General features: G+C 47.7%; 16 protein-coding genes. 12 read left to right on the top strand and 4 right to left on the bottom strand.

The features are described from left to right. The first annotated feature begins 2 nt into the window (after nt 1-2). Nucleotides 3-1076 carry an ABC transporter substrate-binding protein gene (locus ABMB67_RS06695; RefSeq protein WP_354571450.1) on the top strand — a complete coding sequence of 358 codons (1074 nt, stop codon included), beginning with the start codon at nt 3-5 and terminating at the stop codon, nt 1074-1076. A gap of 192 nt (nt 1077-1268) precedes the next feature. On the opposite strand, the gene ABMB67_RS06690 is transcribed toward ABMB67_RS06695, so the two are convergent. From ABMB67_RS06690 to ABMB67_RS06680, 3 genes are read right to left on the bottom strand one after another with little or no spacing between them, the layout of a single operon-like run. Next, on the bottom strand, nt 1269-1886 hold the full coding sequence (locus ABMB67_RS06690) for a DUF2306 domain-containing protein (protein ID WP_354571449.1): 618 nt from the start codon (nt 1884-1886) through the stop codon (nt 1269-1271). A 16-nt stretch (nt 1887-1902) separates the two neighbouring features. Further along, nucleotides 1903-2319: a hypothetical protein gene (locus tag ABMB67_RS06685; RefSeq protein ID WP_354571448.1), complete on the bottom strand. Its 417-nt coding sequence runs from the start codon at nt 2317-2319 to the stop codon at nt 1903-1905. Between the two features lie 13 nt (nt 2320-2332). Further along, nucleotides 2333-3325, bottom strand: a complete 993-nt coding sequence (locus tag ABMB67_RS06680) for a DJ-1/PfpI family protein (RefSeq protein WP_354571447.1) — start codon at nt 3323-3325, stop codon at nt 2333-2335. A gap of 167 nt (nt 3326-3492) precedes the next feature. On the opposite strand from ABMB67_RS06680, the gene ABMB67_RS06675 reads away from it, so the two are divergent. From ABMB67_RS06675 to ABMB67_RS06650, 6 genes are all read left to right on the top strand, one after another. After that, entirely contained in the window at nt 3493-4194 is a 702-nt protein-coding gene (locus ABMB67_RS06675; protein ID WP_354571446.1) for a response regulator transcription factor, read from the top strand. Beyond that, on the top strand, nt 4172-5491 hold the full coding sequence (locus ABMB67_RS06670; protein ID WP_354571445.1) for a sensor histidine kinase: 1320 nt from the start codon (nt 4172-4174) through the stop codon (nt 5489-5491). Before ABMB67_RS06675 ends, ABMB67_RS06670 begins: the two co-directional genes overlap by 23 nt. Nucleotides 5492-5508: 17 nt before the next feature. After that, nucleotides 5509-5748, top strand: a complete 240-nt coding sequence (locus ABMB67_RS06665) for a hypothetical protein (protein WP_354571444.1) — start codon at nt 5509-5511, stop codon at nt 5746-5748. A gap of 189 nt (nt 5749-5937) precedes the next feature. Beyond that, nucleotides 5938-6795, top strand: a complete 858-nt coding sequence (locus ABMB67_RS06660; RefSeq protein WP_354571443.1) for a PHP domain-containing protein — start codon at nt 5938-5940, stop codon at nt 6793-6795. Between the two features lies 1 nt (nt 6796). Continuing rightward, nucleotides 6797-7429 carry a DapH/DapD/GlmU-related protein gene (locus ABMB67_RS06655; protein ID WP_354571442.1) on the top strand — a complete coding sequence of 211 codons (633 nt, stop codon included), beginning with the start codon at nt 6797-6799 and terminating at the stop codon, nt 7427-7429. Between the two features lie 81 nt (nt 7430-7510). Continuing rightward, entirely contained in the window at nt 7511-8212 is a 702-nt protein-coding gene (locus ABMB67_RS06650; protein WP_354571441.1) for a GntR family transcriptional regulator, read from the top strand. An 84-nt stretch (nt 8213-8296) separates the two neighbouring features. Here ABMB67_RS06650 and ABMB67_RS06645 read toward each other — a convergent pair whose 3' ends face one another. Then, complete coding sequence (locus tag ABMB67_RS06645) at nt 8297-8860, bottom strand: pyridoxamine 5'-phosphate oxidase family protein (RefSeq protein WP_354571440.1); 564 nt, start codon at nt 8858-8860, stop codon at nt 8297-8299. Between the two features lie 278 nt (nt 8861-9138). On the opposite strand from ABMB67_RS06645, the gene phnG reads away from it, so the two are divergent. From phnG to ABMB67_RS06620, 5 genes are read left to right on the top strand one after another with little or no spacing between them, the layout of a single operon-like run. After that, on the top strand, nt 9139-9564 hold the full coding sequence (gene phnG / locus ABMB67_RS06640) for a phosphonate C-P lyase system protein PhnG (RefSeq protein WP_354571439.1): 426 nt from the start codon (nt 9139-9141) through the stop codon (nt 9562-9564). 10 nt (nt 9565-9574) lie between these two features. Then, nucleotides 9575-10183 carry a phosphonate C-P lyase system protein PhnH gene (gene phnH / locus ABMB67_RS06635; RefSeq protein ID WP_354571438.1) on the top strand — a complete coding sequence of 203 codons (609 nt, stop codon included), beginning with the start codon at nt 9575-9577 and terminating at the stop codon, nt 10181-10183. Continuing rightward, complete coding sequence (locus tag ABMB67_RS06630) at nt 10183-11304, top strand: carbon-phosphorus lyase complex subunit PhnI (RefSeq protein ID WP_354571437.1); 1122 nt, start codon at nt 10183-10185, stop codon at nt 11302-11304. Before phnH ends, ABMB67_RS06630 begins: the two co-directional genes overlap by 1 nt. Then, nucleotides 11304-12149 (top strand): alpha-D-ribose 1-methylphosphonate 5-phosphate C-P-lyase PhnJ, encoded by an 846-nt coding sequence (locus ABMB67_RS06625; protein WP_354571436.1) that lies wholly within the window; start codon nt 11304-11306, stop codon nt 12147-12149. The genes ABMB67_RS06630 and ABMB67_RS06625 overlap by 1 nt, the downstream gene beginning before the upstream one ends. Then, a complete protein-coding gene (locus ABMB67_RS06620) occupies nt 12150-12995 on the top strand; it encodes an ATP-binding cassette domain-containing protein (RefSeq protein WP_354571435.1) in 846 nt (281 codons plus the stop codon). It begins immediately after the preceding gene. Nucleotides 12996-13025 lie beyond the last annotated feature (30 nt).

The following is a 13025-nucleotide window of genomic DNA, read 5'->3' as shown; positions in this document are numbered from 1 at the left end:
ATATGGATAAGAGAAAAAAATTTACATTTTGGACAAGCATGTTTCTGATGATTGCATTGTTATTAGCCGCATGTGGAAGTAATGAATCAGATTCTTCTTCCAATACGGATGAAACGAATGGAGGGGGAGAAGCCTCCACAGAACTGGACCCGGTCAACATACAATTGAAATGGGTGCCACAAGCACAATTTGCAGGAGTGTTTGTTGCTAAAGAAAAAGGCTTTTTTGAAGAGCAGGGGATTGATGTTGAAATCATTCCCGGAGGACCTGATGTTATTATCGAACAGCAAGTCGTTAATGGAGCTGCAGATGTGGGAATCACGGCAGTCGACAGTCTTTTGGTAAATCGGGATAATGGCTTGCCAATCATTTCAATTGGGCAGATCTTGCAAAAAAGCAGTAATCGCTTAGTCGCAAAGAAATCAACAGGAATAGACAGTGTCGAAAAGATGAAAGGAAAGAAAATAGGCAGCTGGATGGGCAGCCAGCAGTTTCAAGTACTTGCGTTTTTAGAAAAGCATGGACTTAATCCACAACTGGACATTGAACTTGTACGACAGGGTTTTACCATGGATCAGTTTTTTAACGATCAGTTAGATGTAGCTTCTGCCTCTATCTATAACGAATACCATGTTATTCTGGAAAACAGTTATACGGAAGATGACTTGTATGTCTATAGTGTAGAGGATGCGGGAACAGCGATGCTGGAGGATGTACTAATTGCTACTGAAGAATGGGCCGAGGATAATCGTGATTTGGCTATACGTACAGTAAGAGCGGTCATACAAGGATGGCAGTATGCGATAGAAAATCAGGAGGAGGCAATTGATATTGTGATGAGTGAAATCACAGACGGTTCCTCTACGCGTGAGCATCAAGAAACAATGCTTGAAGAAATTGCCAGATTAATCCTTCCGGAAGGTAGTTCACCTGATGAGATTGGGAAGATCAACCAGGAATCCTATGAGGTTACGGCAAAAATAGCAGAGGATTACGAACTGGTATCAGAAGCGATTGATTTAGCAAGCGTGTATGACGAAACAATTCCGGAAGAGGCGATTGCAGGGATGGAATAGTCAGATTTTGAAAGGTACAAACGATAAACAAGTAAAGAACGGTTAGAGTCAATTCTGTTAAATTTTGGATATATCATTTAGTGAAGAGTGGTGGAATTAAAGGGAATCCGGTAGACCGGCGACGTTAGTTTTGTCTGCTTGTCTACCGGATTTCCTTTTTAATCTGTCAATATGTAAGAGAAATTACAGCACCTAAGCTGTGAACATTTTCCCGTGAATGATCCATTCGGCCAGCAGCAGGTTGATGATCCAGCAGAGCCAGACGGCGATCGTGTAGGATGCCCCGTAAGAAAAACCGACTGCATGATGACTAATGGCGACAATGATATAAATCGTCATGTTGGCGAAGGAAAGCAGGAAGCTCCTTGTTATCCAGCGGCTGTGCAGAGCGATCTGTCGTTTCCTTGCATAGAAATAGCCGAGAAATGTGGTGACGAGCCACAGTGTATTTAATATAAGAAACCCGATGGTGCTGATCCAGCCTCCTGTTGCAAAAAAGGAGACGTAGACACCGGGAATGAAATTCAACAAAATCGACAGCACATAAATTCGGCCATTCCAGCGGTGAAAGCTCAGCGACTTTTGCCGAAGCGCCTTAATCGCGCCGAGGGGGCCGGTTATCAGAGAGAGGATGGCAAGAGCAATGTGAAGCCGGACCATCAGCAGCCAAAGCGCTTCATTTGTAAGCAGTTGATCCTTGCGGGAAAGAAAAGAATTCAGGCTTGGATCAACGATGAAGTTTTTTGAGAAGGTATGCAGCACCCACATCAAAGAGAAGGAACCGAGCGCGATTATTATCATTTTTTTCATAAATGAGGTCTCCTTTCTAAGAAAACAGCTGACGGTTCGTCATGATGAACAAAGAAGCAATAATCATTAACGCTGTCAGCCAGCTGTACGCTCTCACTTTTGCGAGATTCGGCCGATCTTCAGCGCTTATCTGCTTCAATTGTTTTGTCATCATCCCGATCAATCCGGCTGCCAGGATGAGCAAGGATACAGACAGTCCGACCCAGAGCATGGAAGGGTGGGCAGAATAGTAGACGACAAGCCAGCCTCCTGTCACGAATAAAGAAAGCAAGGCATAATGACCGGCCCGGGTCAAGCTGATAATCGTTTGCAGGGCTGCCTTTCGCTCCTTGCCTGTCCGGCGGGTAACTGTGTGAACGACGAAGGGCAGCGAAAGGAAGCTGCCGAGAAACAAGGCACTGGCGACATGAACGAAAACAAGTAAAGAATACATAGTCGTCACCTCGCTAGGAAGTCCGTCTGCCTGTTAATCTCGATGCTGGAAGCAGACCGGCTTTTGCCTCTCCATGGAGATGGTTATTATCGATCACTACGCGGAACTTAAGCGAAAGCCGCATTGGTTTAGTGACATTCATCGACCACGTGCCCTCGTTTCCTTTAAAGGTGAGCTGTTCTAAGCGGACGGTTTCCTCTCCTTGTGTCGCTGTCCCGGTGAGCCGGCCATCCTTGTTGGTGAAGCTGAATAAAACGTGCTGCTTTCCTATTGGGGTAGCGATTGTCGCCTCCCAATCTCCCTCAATGGTTGGACTGGCATCCGCTTTAGGTAGAGCGGGGAATTCATCTTCCGCTTGCGGCTCTGTCTCTAGCGGGGTGCTGCCGCTATTACTCCAGACCGTTCCTCGGCGCTCATAGGCAAACAGCTGTTCAACAGCGTGGGCAATTCGCGGCCCAAGCTCCCGTTCGACCAAATATAGACCCACATCCAGTCCCGACGTGACACCGCCGCCGCTGACAAGATCGCCATCATCGACGACGCGGGCGTGAACAGGAATGGCGTCCATCGCTTTTAATAGCTCCATTCCGAGATGGTGGGTGACGGCATGACGTCCCGCTACTAATCCGGCCATCGCTAAAATAAGCGAGCCGCCGCACACTGTCGCGAGCAGAAGATCAGGCTTTCCCGCCGCCTCTTTAAGAAGAGGACCTAATTCTGTATTGGCGGCCTGCTGTAATTTGTGCGGGATCGAGTCCGGGCCGTCATCAACCGCTCCAGCCGCCCCTGGAACGAGGATCAGGCCGTCACGCGTTGGATCGAGTCCGGCGTTCGCCTGAAGAGGCAGCTGGTTAACGCCACTGCGTACAAGCCGCGCTCCTTCGGCCGAGACGAGCTCGACCGTGACTTCTTGGTCGCAGCAGGCCGCAGCCGCTGTGAATACTTCATATGGGGCGATGACGTCCAATACATCAAAGCCATCAAACAGGACAATCTGAATATGCATGGTGGGGACCTCCGTTTTGAAAGTTAGCTTTATACAAAATGAGAATAGCAATCATCTGTCTCAAAATAAGGAGCAAAAGCATCACAAAAGGATCACAACTTGTTACGTTCGTTTGTTGCCTGCGGGAAAAATGGTAAACTGGTTGTGGTTGAAAGGGGTGGGGATCGATGAAGCATACGGTGTTAATCGTCGACGATGATCAAAGTATTGTTGAACTGTTACGGGATTTTTTACGAAATGACGGATTTGAAGTGAAAACAGCCTATGACACCGGACAAGCGCTGGTGTTGTTTGCTGAAAGCACGATCGACTGTATGATCGTTGATATTATGATGCCGGGACCGGACGGCTTCGAATTATGTCGTCATATTCGTCAAAAAAGCGACGTGCCGATTTTGTTTCTAAGTGCCCGCAGCGACGATGTTGATAAAATTCGCGGTCTCGCTCTCGGAGGCGATGATTATATCGTCAAAACAGCTTCGCCAGGGGAGATCGTAGCCCGGGTGAAAGCTGTTTTGCGCCGTGTGTCCAGCCAGGGCCGAAAAAGCATGGTACTGCATTACGGCGGGCTTAGCTTGAATGTATCGACGCGAGAAGTAAAGATCGATGGCAGACAGGTCTCGCTCACTCCGAAGGAATACGAACTATTAAAGCTGCTGGCCGAGCATCCTAAGCAGGTGTTTACATATGAACAGCTGCTTGAGAAGTTTTGGGCCGGAGTTGGCGATAAACATACCGTGCGCGTCCATCTCAGCAGACTGCGCGAAAAAATTGAAGCGGAGCCAAATGAGCCGCAATATATCGTCAATGTTTGGGGGATTGGCTATCGCTTTATAGGAGAACGAGATGAAAACGATTCGGATTCGTAAATTTACCTTGCTCAGCTTATTTTTTATTTCTCTTGTTCCGTGGGTGTTCTTAGTGACTGCTCATGTCATCAACACAAAGACTTTCAGCTTTGATCCGACGGACTCTCAGCAAGCCAATCTTAAACAGACAGCGCGGCTGATTGAAGCTAATATGAAAAACTGGACAGATCAAGCCTGGCAAATGCAATTTTCCGCTTACTTGCAAGAGCAGGATGTTGAAGCGGAGATCGTTTCAGCTGCGGGTGAGGTGATTTTTCAATCAAATGCTGCGGGTGAGAGGCGTTTTACAATAAGTGAACAATTTTCGCTTGTCGAAGATGGAAACGTCACAGCCCGTGTCGTCGTTTATCAGCAAAATTCCCGGGCGATTCAGCTGATCGCGGCGTTTGCCGGATTTCTTCTGGCGCTGTTTCTCATTGGTCTGGCGATGAGGCGCTGGATCATCACACCGCTCGAGCAATTAAGCTTTAACGCGCGCCGACTGGCGGATGGGGATTTTGAGGTGGAGCTGCCTTCATCGAGAATGAAGGAAATCGCCGATGTTCGCGACGGGTTTCAAGTGATGGTGAGAGGACTTACGGAGTCGTTCCGGAAACAGATTGAGCTTGAAGAAGAGCGCCGCTTTGTCATTGCAGCGGTCGCCCATGATCTGCGCACTCCTTTATTCGCCCTGCGCGGCTATTTAGATGGACTGGAGCAGGGAGTCGCCCGGTCGCCGGAGCAAATCTCAAAATATGTTGCGGTCTGCAAGGAAAAGTCGGCTCAGCTTGACCATCTCGTGGAAGAGCTGTTTACGTTTACGAAGACGGATTATAGGGAAAGCCCGCTTCAACGAAAGCTTGTGGACTTCGGCCAGGTGTGCAAGCAAGCGGTCGATACGATCACACCGCAGGCGCGGCAACGGGATGTATCTATTTTAGTAAAAGAGGCTGAGGCATCATGCTCTGTTCTAGGAGACGCGCATTTACTGGAACGAGCGCTCACGAATATGTTGGATAATGCAGTGCGGCATTCCCCTCAAAATGGTAAAATTGTTATCGAATATGAACAGATAGCTGGAAATGTCAGCTTTACGTTCCGTGATGAAGGCATGGGCTTCACCGCTGAAGAGCTTCAGCATGTTTTTGCACCATTGTACCGCGGCGAGGAATCGCGTAATCGGGCGACCGGCGGAGTTGGATTAGGATTAACGATTGCCCGGAGAATTATGGAGGAGCACGGCGGCGAGCTGCATGTCGCTAATCATCCAGATGGAGGAGCAGTGCTGAGCGGCCGTATTCCTGCCGCTTCTGAATAGGAGAGAGGATGGGCGCGATGGAAAAATTTTATTATGCGGTGACATATGATGTTTGCAAGCATGACGATTTTTGTATTGATATGAATGAATATCCGGTCGAGTCAGCCGCAGGGATGAAAGAGCAAGCGGGCATATTAGCTTATCAGGATAAAGCCTCTTTAGTCAGAATCTACGAAACGGATACAGGGGAATTGGAAGGTGGCAAACTGTATAAGGAATACACATTTCCACAATATGATTGTGGCTGCGGAAACTAGCAGAAAATTAGTTTTCCTGCTGAAGCACAAACGTCGCTAGGAAGAGTCTCAAAAGGTTGAATAAAGCCCTTTTGAGGCTTTTTCTTGTTTCGCGTTAACAATTCCTTAAAAAGATTTTTACGATTTATTAACCTTTCATACTTGGTGCCAAGGTATTTTAGAAGAAAGACTTGCTTCAAGGAGGTTGCCATGAAAGTAGAACTCCATTGCCACACGAATATCTCCGATTGTCCGCTGCCGATTGAGGCTGTCCTGGCACTGGCTCTCGAACAGGGGGTAACACATGTGGCTATAACGAACCATGACACAACGAAGGGACTTGAAGAGGCGATGGAAACAGGCCGGACGATGGGGATCGAAGTGATTCCGGGAATTGAGGTTTCCGGCTTTGATTTTAGCAGAGAGAGACGTGTTCACATTTTAGGATATTTTATTGAACCGGGACATTGGAAAATCGATGCAGTTTGCCGGCCACTGTTGGAACAAAGACACCGCGCTTCTCAGAAGATGACAGAGCGCCTGCTGGCAGCCGGCTATGAGATTACATGGGAACGCTGCCTGGAGCTGGCCGAAGGAGGAACCGGCGTGTACAAGCAGCATATTATGCAGGCGCTGATTGAAGCGGGGTATACGGATTCAATTTATGGACCGCTCTATAAAAAGCTGTTTAGCCGTGGTCAAAATGGAGAAGAGCCGGGGATTGCCTATATTCCAATGAATTATATTGATGCTAAGACGGCTGTAAAGGTGATTCGGCTGGCGGGAGGGGTGCCGGTGCTTGCTCATCCTGGACAATATCGCAATTTTGAGATGGTTCCGGAATTGGTGGAAGTGGGCTTAGAAGGGATCGAGGTCTGGCATCCGCTGCATACAAAAGAGCATGAGCAACAAGCAATGGAGCTCGCCAGCAAATATGAGCTCGTGAAGACGGGCGGTTCGGATTTTCATGGCTCATATGGGGAAGCTCCGGTGCTGTTAGGAAGCAAAAGCCCAGGGGTGGAAGCACTTGAGTCACTCAAATTAAGAAAAGAAAGATTGGGTGTATAATATGGTACTTATTGATCAAACGAAAAAAGAAAAAGAGCTTTCCACACTGCCTAATATTGAAGAGTCGAGCCGAATTATCAAAAGTGAGATCGGGGAGTGGACGTCAATTGGTCCTAATAATCGGATTGTCGAATCTTCGTTTGGTGACTACACATATACGATGGAGGATGTGACTGTCAATTATACGGAAATTGGCAAGTTCAGTTCGATCGCTTCTCATGTTTGCATTAATCCTGTTCAGCACCCGATGGACCGAGTTACTCAGCATCATCTGACCTATCGTAAAGCAGCATATCGTTTTGCGGAAAACGATGATGAGGCCCTGTTTGACTGGCGCCGTACTCACAGGGTGAAAATTGGGCATGATGTCTGGGTCGGACACGGGGCGATTATTATGAAGGGTGTTGAAATCGGCACAGGAGCTGTCGTTGGCTCCGGCGCGATCGTCACCAAAAACGTCGAGCCTTATACAATCGTCGTTGGCTCTCCTGCCAGACCGATTAAGAGAAGATTTTCAGAAGAGGTGGCCAATAAATTGCTTGAAATTGCCTGGTGGGATTGGTCGAGAGAAAAGCTTGAAGAGCATTTTGAAGAGCTTAATGATGTTGATGCTTTTTTGAAGAGGCACGGATGATGACGGCGGCATGAGCCGGTAGTAGCCGTTTCGAAGTTCAAGCCTGTCGGTTAAAAGCAGGTTCGAAGGGAGCGATGTCAAATGTCCGAAAAAGCGATGCTGGTTGATCGACTGATTGCGGAAATACAGGCAGGCAACTATAAACCTAACGATAAACTGCCGTCGGAAAATGAGCTGGCAGATGATTGTAACGTACCAAGAATCGTGGTACGCAAAGCATATGAAAGGTTGCAGGAGCTCGGCTATATTTTTTCTGTGCAAGGAAAAGGGAGCTATGTCCAAAATAAAAAGCTGCAAATTCCGCTCATATTGACTGGGGATACGAGCTTTAGTGAAAAGATGAGGGAGCTGAATTATGATTTTGAAACGAAGAATCTGGCCTGCGAAAAGATTCCATATGATTCTTTCATCTATCATGTTCTCCGGGTAAAAAAAGAGGAGACGGTATACAAAATCAGCCGGCTGCGTGTAGTTGAAGGCTATCCAATAGCTGTACATACGTCGTTTTTATCTCAATCTACTTTTGCCAACATTGAGCGGGAAGGAACAGAGATTACTTCAACCTTTCACTATTATCGGCAGCACGGCTATACCGAGTTTGAACCGATGAAGAGTCAACTTAGCGTCGTCTTCCCAACGAAAAAGGAAAGAGAGCTCTTAAAATGTCCAAGCCTCGTTCCACTTCTGCTGCTGGAATCCGGCTGCACGGATCGAAAGTCCGGAACCGTTCTTGAATATTCGAAAATCATGTACCGAAGCGACTGTTTTACGTATCTTATTTAAAGAGCTGGAGGCTGGTCGAAAGGAGGAAAAATCACCTTTTGACCAGCCTTCTTATCATGCGGTAAGTTTTTCGGTAATACCTTGTCACCTCTCCCCGTTACGTTCACCGAGTGGCGTTATGATTCCGTCCATACTGACTGAATTTTTCTTCTGGCGATAGTCCTCTAATTCTTGCTTACTTTTATTTTCAGCCCATTGATGAAGGGTATCCCGCTCACCATCGTATGAATAGAAAGGCACGCTAAATCCACAAGAAGTTTTTACCGTTTCAATTCGGGCTCTCACAATTTGCCGGGCGCCAGGAAGGATGTTGAAATGCGGCGCCACCTCATCCCATTCTGCAGTACCTGGCAATAGTACCTCGCCCCAGCCGTAAAGGCGTAAGATCAGCGGAGGACCTTCAAACGCTGCGAACATAAAGGTGATTCTGTGATTTTCTTTTAAATGGGCGCTCGTTTCATTTCCGCTCCCGGTCAAATCTAAATACGCGACATCATTCGGCGAAAGAATTCTCAGGACATCATATCCTTTTGGAGAGATGTTGACATGTCCGTCCCCGGATAAAGGTGCTGAACCGACAAAAAACATTCGTTGCTTGCGGATAAATTCTTCGTGACCCGGCAGAATGGATGAATAAACTTTTGCCATTATATCGTCCCCTTTTTCTACTATGCTGTTAAAGCCTGTCGTCTTATTACCCTATGGGGTAACCACACCTTTTGCTGTTTTAATTTTCTTAATAGTATGGTGTTTTCTTTACTAAAGTCAATGGGATCCTTTCGGAATAAATGTGCTTCGTTGATAAATTCCCTCGTCTTAACACGTTTTACAAAAACGATACAAACTTCACTGTTCTTTAACGTGCGCGCACTTGGCAACAAGATACAGTATAGTTGTCAAGCAAAACGTTCGACGGAGGTCTTTATATGAAAAGAAGACGCAGAACTGAAATTCTAATAAATGGCTCGCCGAGTCTAGCAGAAGAGATGGCGGAGAGCATTCTTGAAAGCTATGAAGTGAAGGTCATTCAGAAGCCGGAGCATGGGCTGGTGATGATGAAAGTCCGGGAAACCTCAAAAAAGAGCCTGTTTTATCCCGGGGAAGTGTTAGTAACCGAATGCAAGGTACAAGTGGAAGGAAAGGTAGGCATTGGCATTGTGACTGGGGACAAGCCGGAACTGGCGCGGCATCTGGCGATCATTGATGCTGGGTATCAAGCAAATGTTCCTGAAACGATGAAATGGGACGGTCTGCTTGGAAATGAGGAACAAGCGATTGCTCAGGCGAAAGCAGTAGAGAAGCAGTCAATTTTAAAAACGAAGGTTAATTTTGAAACGATGGATGTTTCGTAAGGAGGGACAGATGGTGACATTCGATTATATTCATGATATCCAGACTGTTTACCGGAAAGTGGTGAATGCTACTTCACGGCCAGGACAGCTGGCTGATTTAGCGGAGGAAGTGGCGTTGCTTGAGGAGGATGGCAAAAATGATTGCCCGGCTTCATTTTTACTGCTGGCATTAACGTTATTTGATCAGGAAGTGACGTTTGCAGTCATGTCAAAAAAAGCGGAAGTCATATCAAAAATTCTGAATCAATTTACATATGCGAAGCCGGTTGCCATCGAGCAGGCGGATTACATCTTAATTCTTCAGGATGCGGGGGAAGGCGCTTTACAGGAAGCCATCGGAAAGGCGAAATCCGGCACGTTAAGAAATCCGCATACATCCGCCTCACTCATTGTCGAAGTGGAAAAGGTATCGAATAACCAAACGTTGCAGCTGAAAGGGCCTGGCATTCGGACAACGGCGTTTATCGATGTCAAGACTAGCGAAAAATGGTTAGAGCTCCGGCAAATGAAAAACAGGGAATATCCGCTTGGCGTTGATTTCCTCTTTATTGATCAGGAGCAGCAGCTTTTGGCTCTGCCGCGCACTACACAAATTTCTGAAAACAGGGTGATCGTCTAATGGGCTATGTAGCAGTTAAAGGCGGAACGCAGGCGATTGAAGAGTCGATTAAGCGCTTGAAATTTGAACGGGTGCAGCAAGGAAAAACAATTGAAATTGACAGAATAAAAGCCGGGATGCGAGGACTGATCGATCAGGTGATGTCAGAAAGCAGTCTGTACGATGAGACGCTGGCTGCGATTGCGATTAAGCAGGCGGAAGGAAATCCGGAGGAAGCGGTTTTTCTATTAAGGGCGTACCGCTCGACGGTTCCACGCAAGCATTATTCCAGAGTGATTGAATCGAGCGACATGAGGATTGAACGCCGAATTTCGGCCTGCTTTAAAGATATTCCGGGTGGACAAATTCTCGGGGCAACAACCGATTATACTCACCGGCTGCTCGATTTTCAATTAATGAAGGAAACCGATGAAAGCATAAAGGACTGGCTGAAAGAATACAGCAGCGAGAGCTCGCTGGATCAAGGAGCGAATGATGCTGCTCAAACGGTGCCGAAAGTGCTCGATTATTTGCGCAAGGAAGGCTTGCTTCCTCCATGTGACAATAACGATCAAGAGCCGGATGATGTCACCCGCGACAGTCTTGAGTTTCCATCGACGAGAAGCCAAAGGCTGCAAATATTAACAAGGGGACAAACCGGGGCGGTCACGTCCTTTGCCTATTCGGTTATCCGCGGCTACGGGGATTTGCATCCAACTGTCGGTGAGCTTCGTGCCGGGTACCTGCCGGTTACGATCAATCATCCGACGGCGGACAGTGAGGACGAGGCAGATGGTTACTATATCGGCGAAGTGAAAGTGACTGAAGTCGAAATGCTGATGCCGGTCACAGTTGAGAAGGAATATGGAAAAAAGGAAATGGAGTTTGAAATCGGCTATGGCCTTTGCTTCGGCCAAAACGAGACAAAGGCGATCGCGATTGGAATTTTAGATTATTGTCTCGAATATCCGAATGATGAGTTTCCAAGTCATAATGAAGAATTTGTCCTCTATCATATCGATTCCGTAGAGTCAACCGGCTTCATTTCGCATCTTAAAATGCCGCATTATGTGACGTTCCAATCGAAGCTGGACAGTGTCCGGAAGACAAAAAAAGACGAAAAGCAAGAGGTGAGAAGCTGATGAATCCGGCCTATAATTTTGCTTTTTTTGATGAAGGCTCGAAACGGGAAATTCGCCGCGCCACACTAAAGGCGATCGCGATTCCAGGCTACCAGGTTCCCTTTGCCTCCCGTGAAATGCCAATTGGCAGGGGCTGGGGTACCGGCGGCTTGCAGTTAACGCTCTCCCTCATTGGCAGAAACGATATTTTAAAAGTGATTGACCAGGGTTCCGATGAATCGGTTAATGCCGTCAATATTAAAAAGCTCGTCGTTGATACAACAGGCGTGGAGACGACGGAACATACAGCGGAGGCGACGCTGATCCAGTCGAGGCACAGAATTCCGGAAGTGCCGCTGACGAGTGAGCAAATTCTAGTCCTTCAAGTACCGCTGCCGGAGCCGCTGCGCTATTATGAGCCGAGCGAAAGTGTCACGAAGAAGCTCCATGCTGAGAAAGAATACAGCGGGGCGTGGCTGATGCTCTTTGAGCAGATTATGAAATACGGCAGCATGACGACCGGAGCCGACCATCCCGTTCTCGTCCATGATCGTTATGTCATGGCGCCAAGTCCGATTCCGCGCTTTGATAATCCGAAAATGAACGAAAGTGAGGCGCTTATTTTGCTCGGGGCCGGACGTGAAAAGAAAGTGTACGCCGTTCCTCCTTACACAAAGGTTGTCTCACTTGATTTTGACGATTATCCGTTTGCCCCGGAAACCTTTGCGGATAAGCAATGCCGACTGTGCGGCTCGACGGGGGTATTCTTGGACGAGCTGTTCGACGAGGGAGCTGATGAGGCAGTCTATCAATGCAATGATACGAGCTACTGTCTTGAAAAATTAAATGCGGCTGAGGTGAACTAAATGACTGAATTTGAAGTTCCGGTGTTATCGGTAAGGAATTTGCATAAGCAGTATGGACCCGGCTGCGAGCATTGCCGCGGTGGGCAATCGGCAACCTTAGTGAAAAATCACTGCCAGGTTTGTGGAACGGTTTACGCCTGCCGAAATGTTTCCTTTGATGTCTTTCCAGGCGAGGTGCTAGGAATTGTCGGGGAGAGCGGCAGTGGAAAATCGACGCTGATGCAGTGCCTTTATTTTGACCAGGAAGTCACGAGCGGAGAAGCGTTTGTCAGCGCTTTTGAAAATGGCGAAGAAAACTTATTTGAGCAGTCCTCCCAGCAGCAGCGCTATATTCGCAATCACATTATGGGAAAGGTCTATCAAAATCCGCTGCTAGGCTTACGGATGAATTTCTCCTCAATCGGCAATATTGCCGAGAAGCTGATCGCGGCAGGCAGCCGTGACGTCGGCATGATGGAGAACAGGGGAGCGGAGCTGCTTAATAAGGTGAATATTCCTGTTCATCGCCGGAAAGAAGCACCGAAAAATTTTTCGGGAGGGATGCAGCAGCGCGTGCAGATTGCCAAGGCGCTTTCCAACAATCCGCCTTTGCTGCTGCTGGATGAAGTGACAACGGGACTTGATCTTTCTGTTCAGGCGAGCGTTCTCGATTTAATTAAAGGCCTTCAGCGCGAGCTGAACATTAGTATGGTCCTCGTCTCCCATGATTTAGGCGTGATCCGGATGCTGGCGGACCGTACGCTCGTCATGCTGGATGGAATGGTGATTGAGCAAGGCTTGACCGACCAGATTTTGGAGGATCCACAGCACCGTTATACCCAGCAATTGGTCCACTCCCTGCTTTAACGTCGGCCAACATTCTGAAGGTTAGGAGGA

Origin of the sequence: Halalkalibacter oceani (assembly GCF_040544555.1) — a bacterium.
GTDB classification, from domain to species: Bacteria; Bacillota; Bacilli; order Bacillales; family Bacillaceae_D; genus Halalkalibacter; species Halalkalibacter oceani.
Note: the sequence above shows the minus strand (reverse complement) of the source record. Positions and strands in the feature narration are given on the sequence as shown.

Bases quoted from the DNA above. Each gene is read 5' to 3' on its own strand.
- ABMB67_RS06695 (WP_354571450.1), top strand. From the start codon at position 3: ATGGATAAGAGAAAAAAATTTACATTTTGGACAAGCATGTTTCTGATG.
- ABMB67_RS06690 (WP_354571449.1), bottom strand. From the start codon at position 1,886: ATGAAAAAAATGATAATAATCGCGCTCGGTTCCTTCTCTTTGATGTGG.
- ABMB67_RS06685 (WP_354571448.1), bottom strand. From the start codon at position 2,319: ATGTATTCTTTACTTGTTTTCGTTCATGTCGCCAGTGCCTTGTTTCTC.
- ABMB67_RS06680 (WP_354571447.1), bottom strand. From the start codon at position 3,325: ATGCATATTCAGATTGTCCTGTTTGATGGCTTTGATGTATTGGACGTC.
- ABMB67_RS06675 (WP_354571446.1), top strand. From the start codon at position 3,493: ATGAAGCATACGGTGTTAATCGTCGACGATGATCAAAGTATTGTTGAA.
- ABMB67_RS06670 (WP_354571445.1), top strand. From the start codon at position 4,172: ATGAAAACGATTCGGATTCGTAAATTTACCTTGCTCAGCTTATTTTTT.
- ABMB67_RS06665 (WP_354571444.1), top strand. From the start codon at position 5,509: ATGGAAAAATTTTATTATGCGGTGACATATGATGTTTGCAAGCATGAC.
- ABMB67_RS06660 (WP_354571443.1), top strand. From the start codon at position 5,938: ATGAAAGTAGAACTCCATTGCCACACGAATATCTCCGATTGTCCGCTG.
- ABMB67_RS06655 (WP_354571442.1), top strand. From the start codon at position 6,797: ATGGTACTTATTGATCAAACGAAAAAAGAAAAAGAGCTTTCCACACTG.
- ABMB67_RS06650 (WP_354571441.1), top strand. From the start codon at position 7,511: ATGTCCGAAAAAGCGATGCTGGTTGATCGACTGATTGCGGAAATACAG.
- ABMB67_RS06645 (WP_354571440.1), bottom strand. From the start codon at position 8,860: ATGGCAAAAGTTTATTCATCCATTCTGCCGGGTCACGAAGAATTTATC.
- phnG (WP_354571439.1), top strand. From the start codon at position 9,139: ATGAAAAGAAGACGCAGAACTGAAATTCTAATAAATGGCTCGCCGAGT.
- phnH (WP_354571438.1), top strand. From the start codon at position 9,575: ATGGTGACATTCGATTATATTCATGATATCCAGACTGTTTACCGGAAA.
- ABMB67_RS06630 (WP_354571437.1), top strand. From the start codon at position 10,183: ATGGGCTATGTAGCAGTTAAAGGCGGAACGCAGGCGATTGAAGAGTCG.
- ABMB67_RS06625 (WP_354571436.1), top strand. From the start codon at position 11,304: ATGAATCCGGCCTATAATTTTGCTTTTTTTGATGAAGGCTCGAAACGG.
- ABMB67_RS06620 (WP_354571435.1), top strand. From the start codon at position 12,150: ATGACTGAATTTGAAGTTCCGGTGTTATCGGTAAGGAATTTGCATAAG.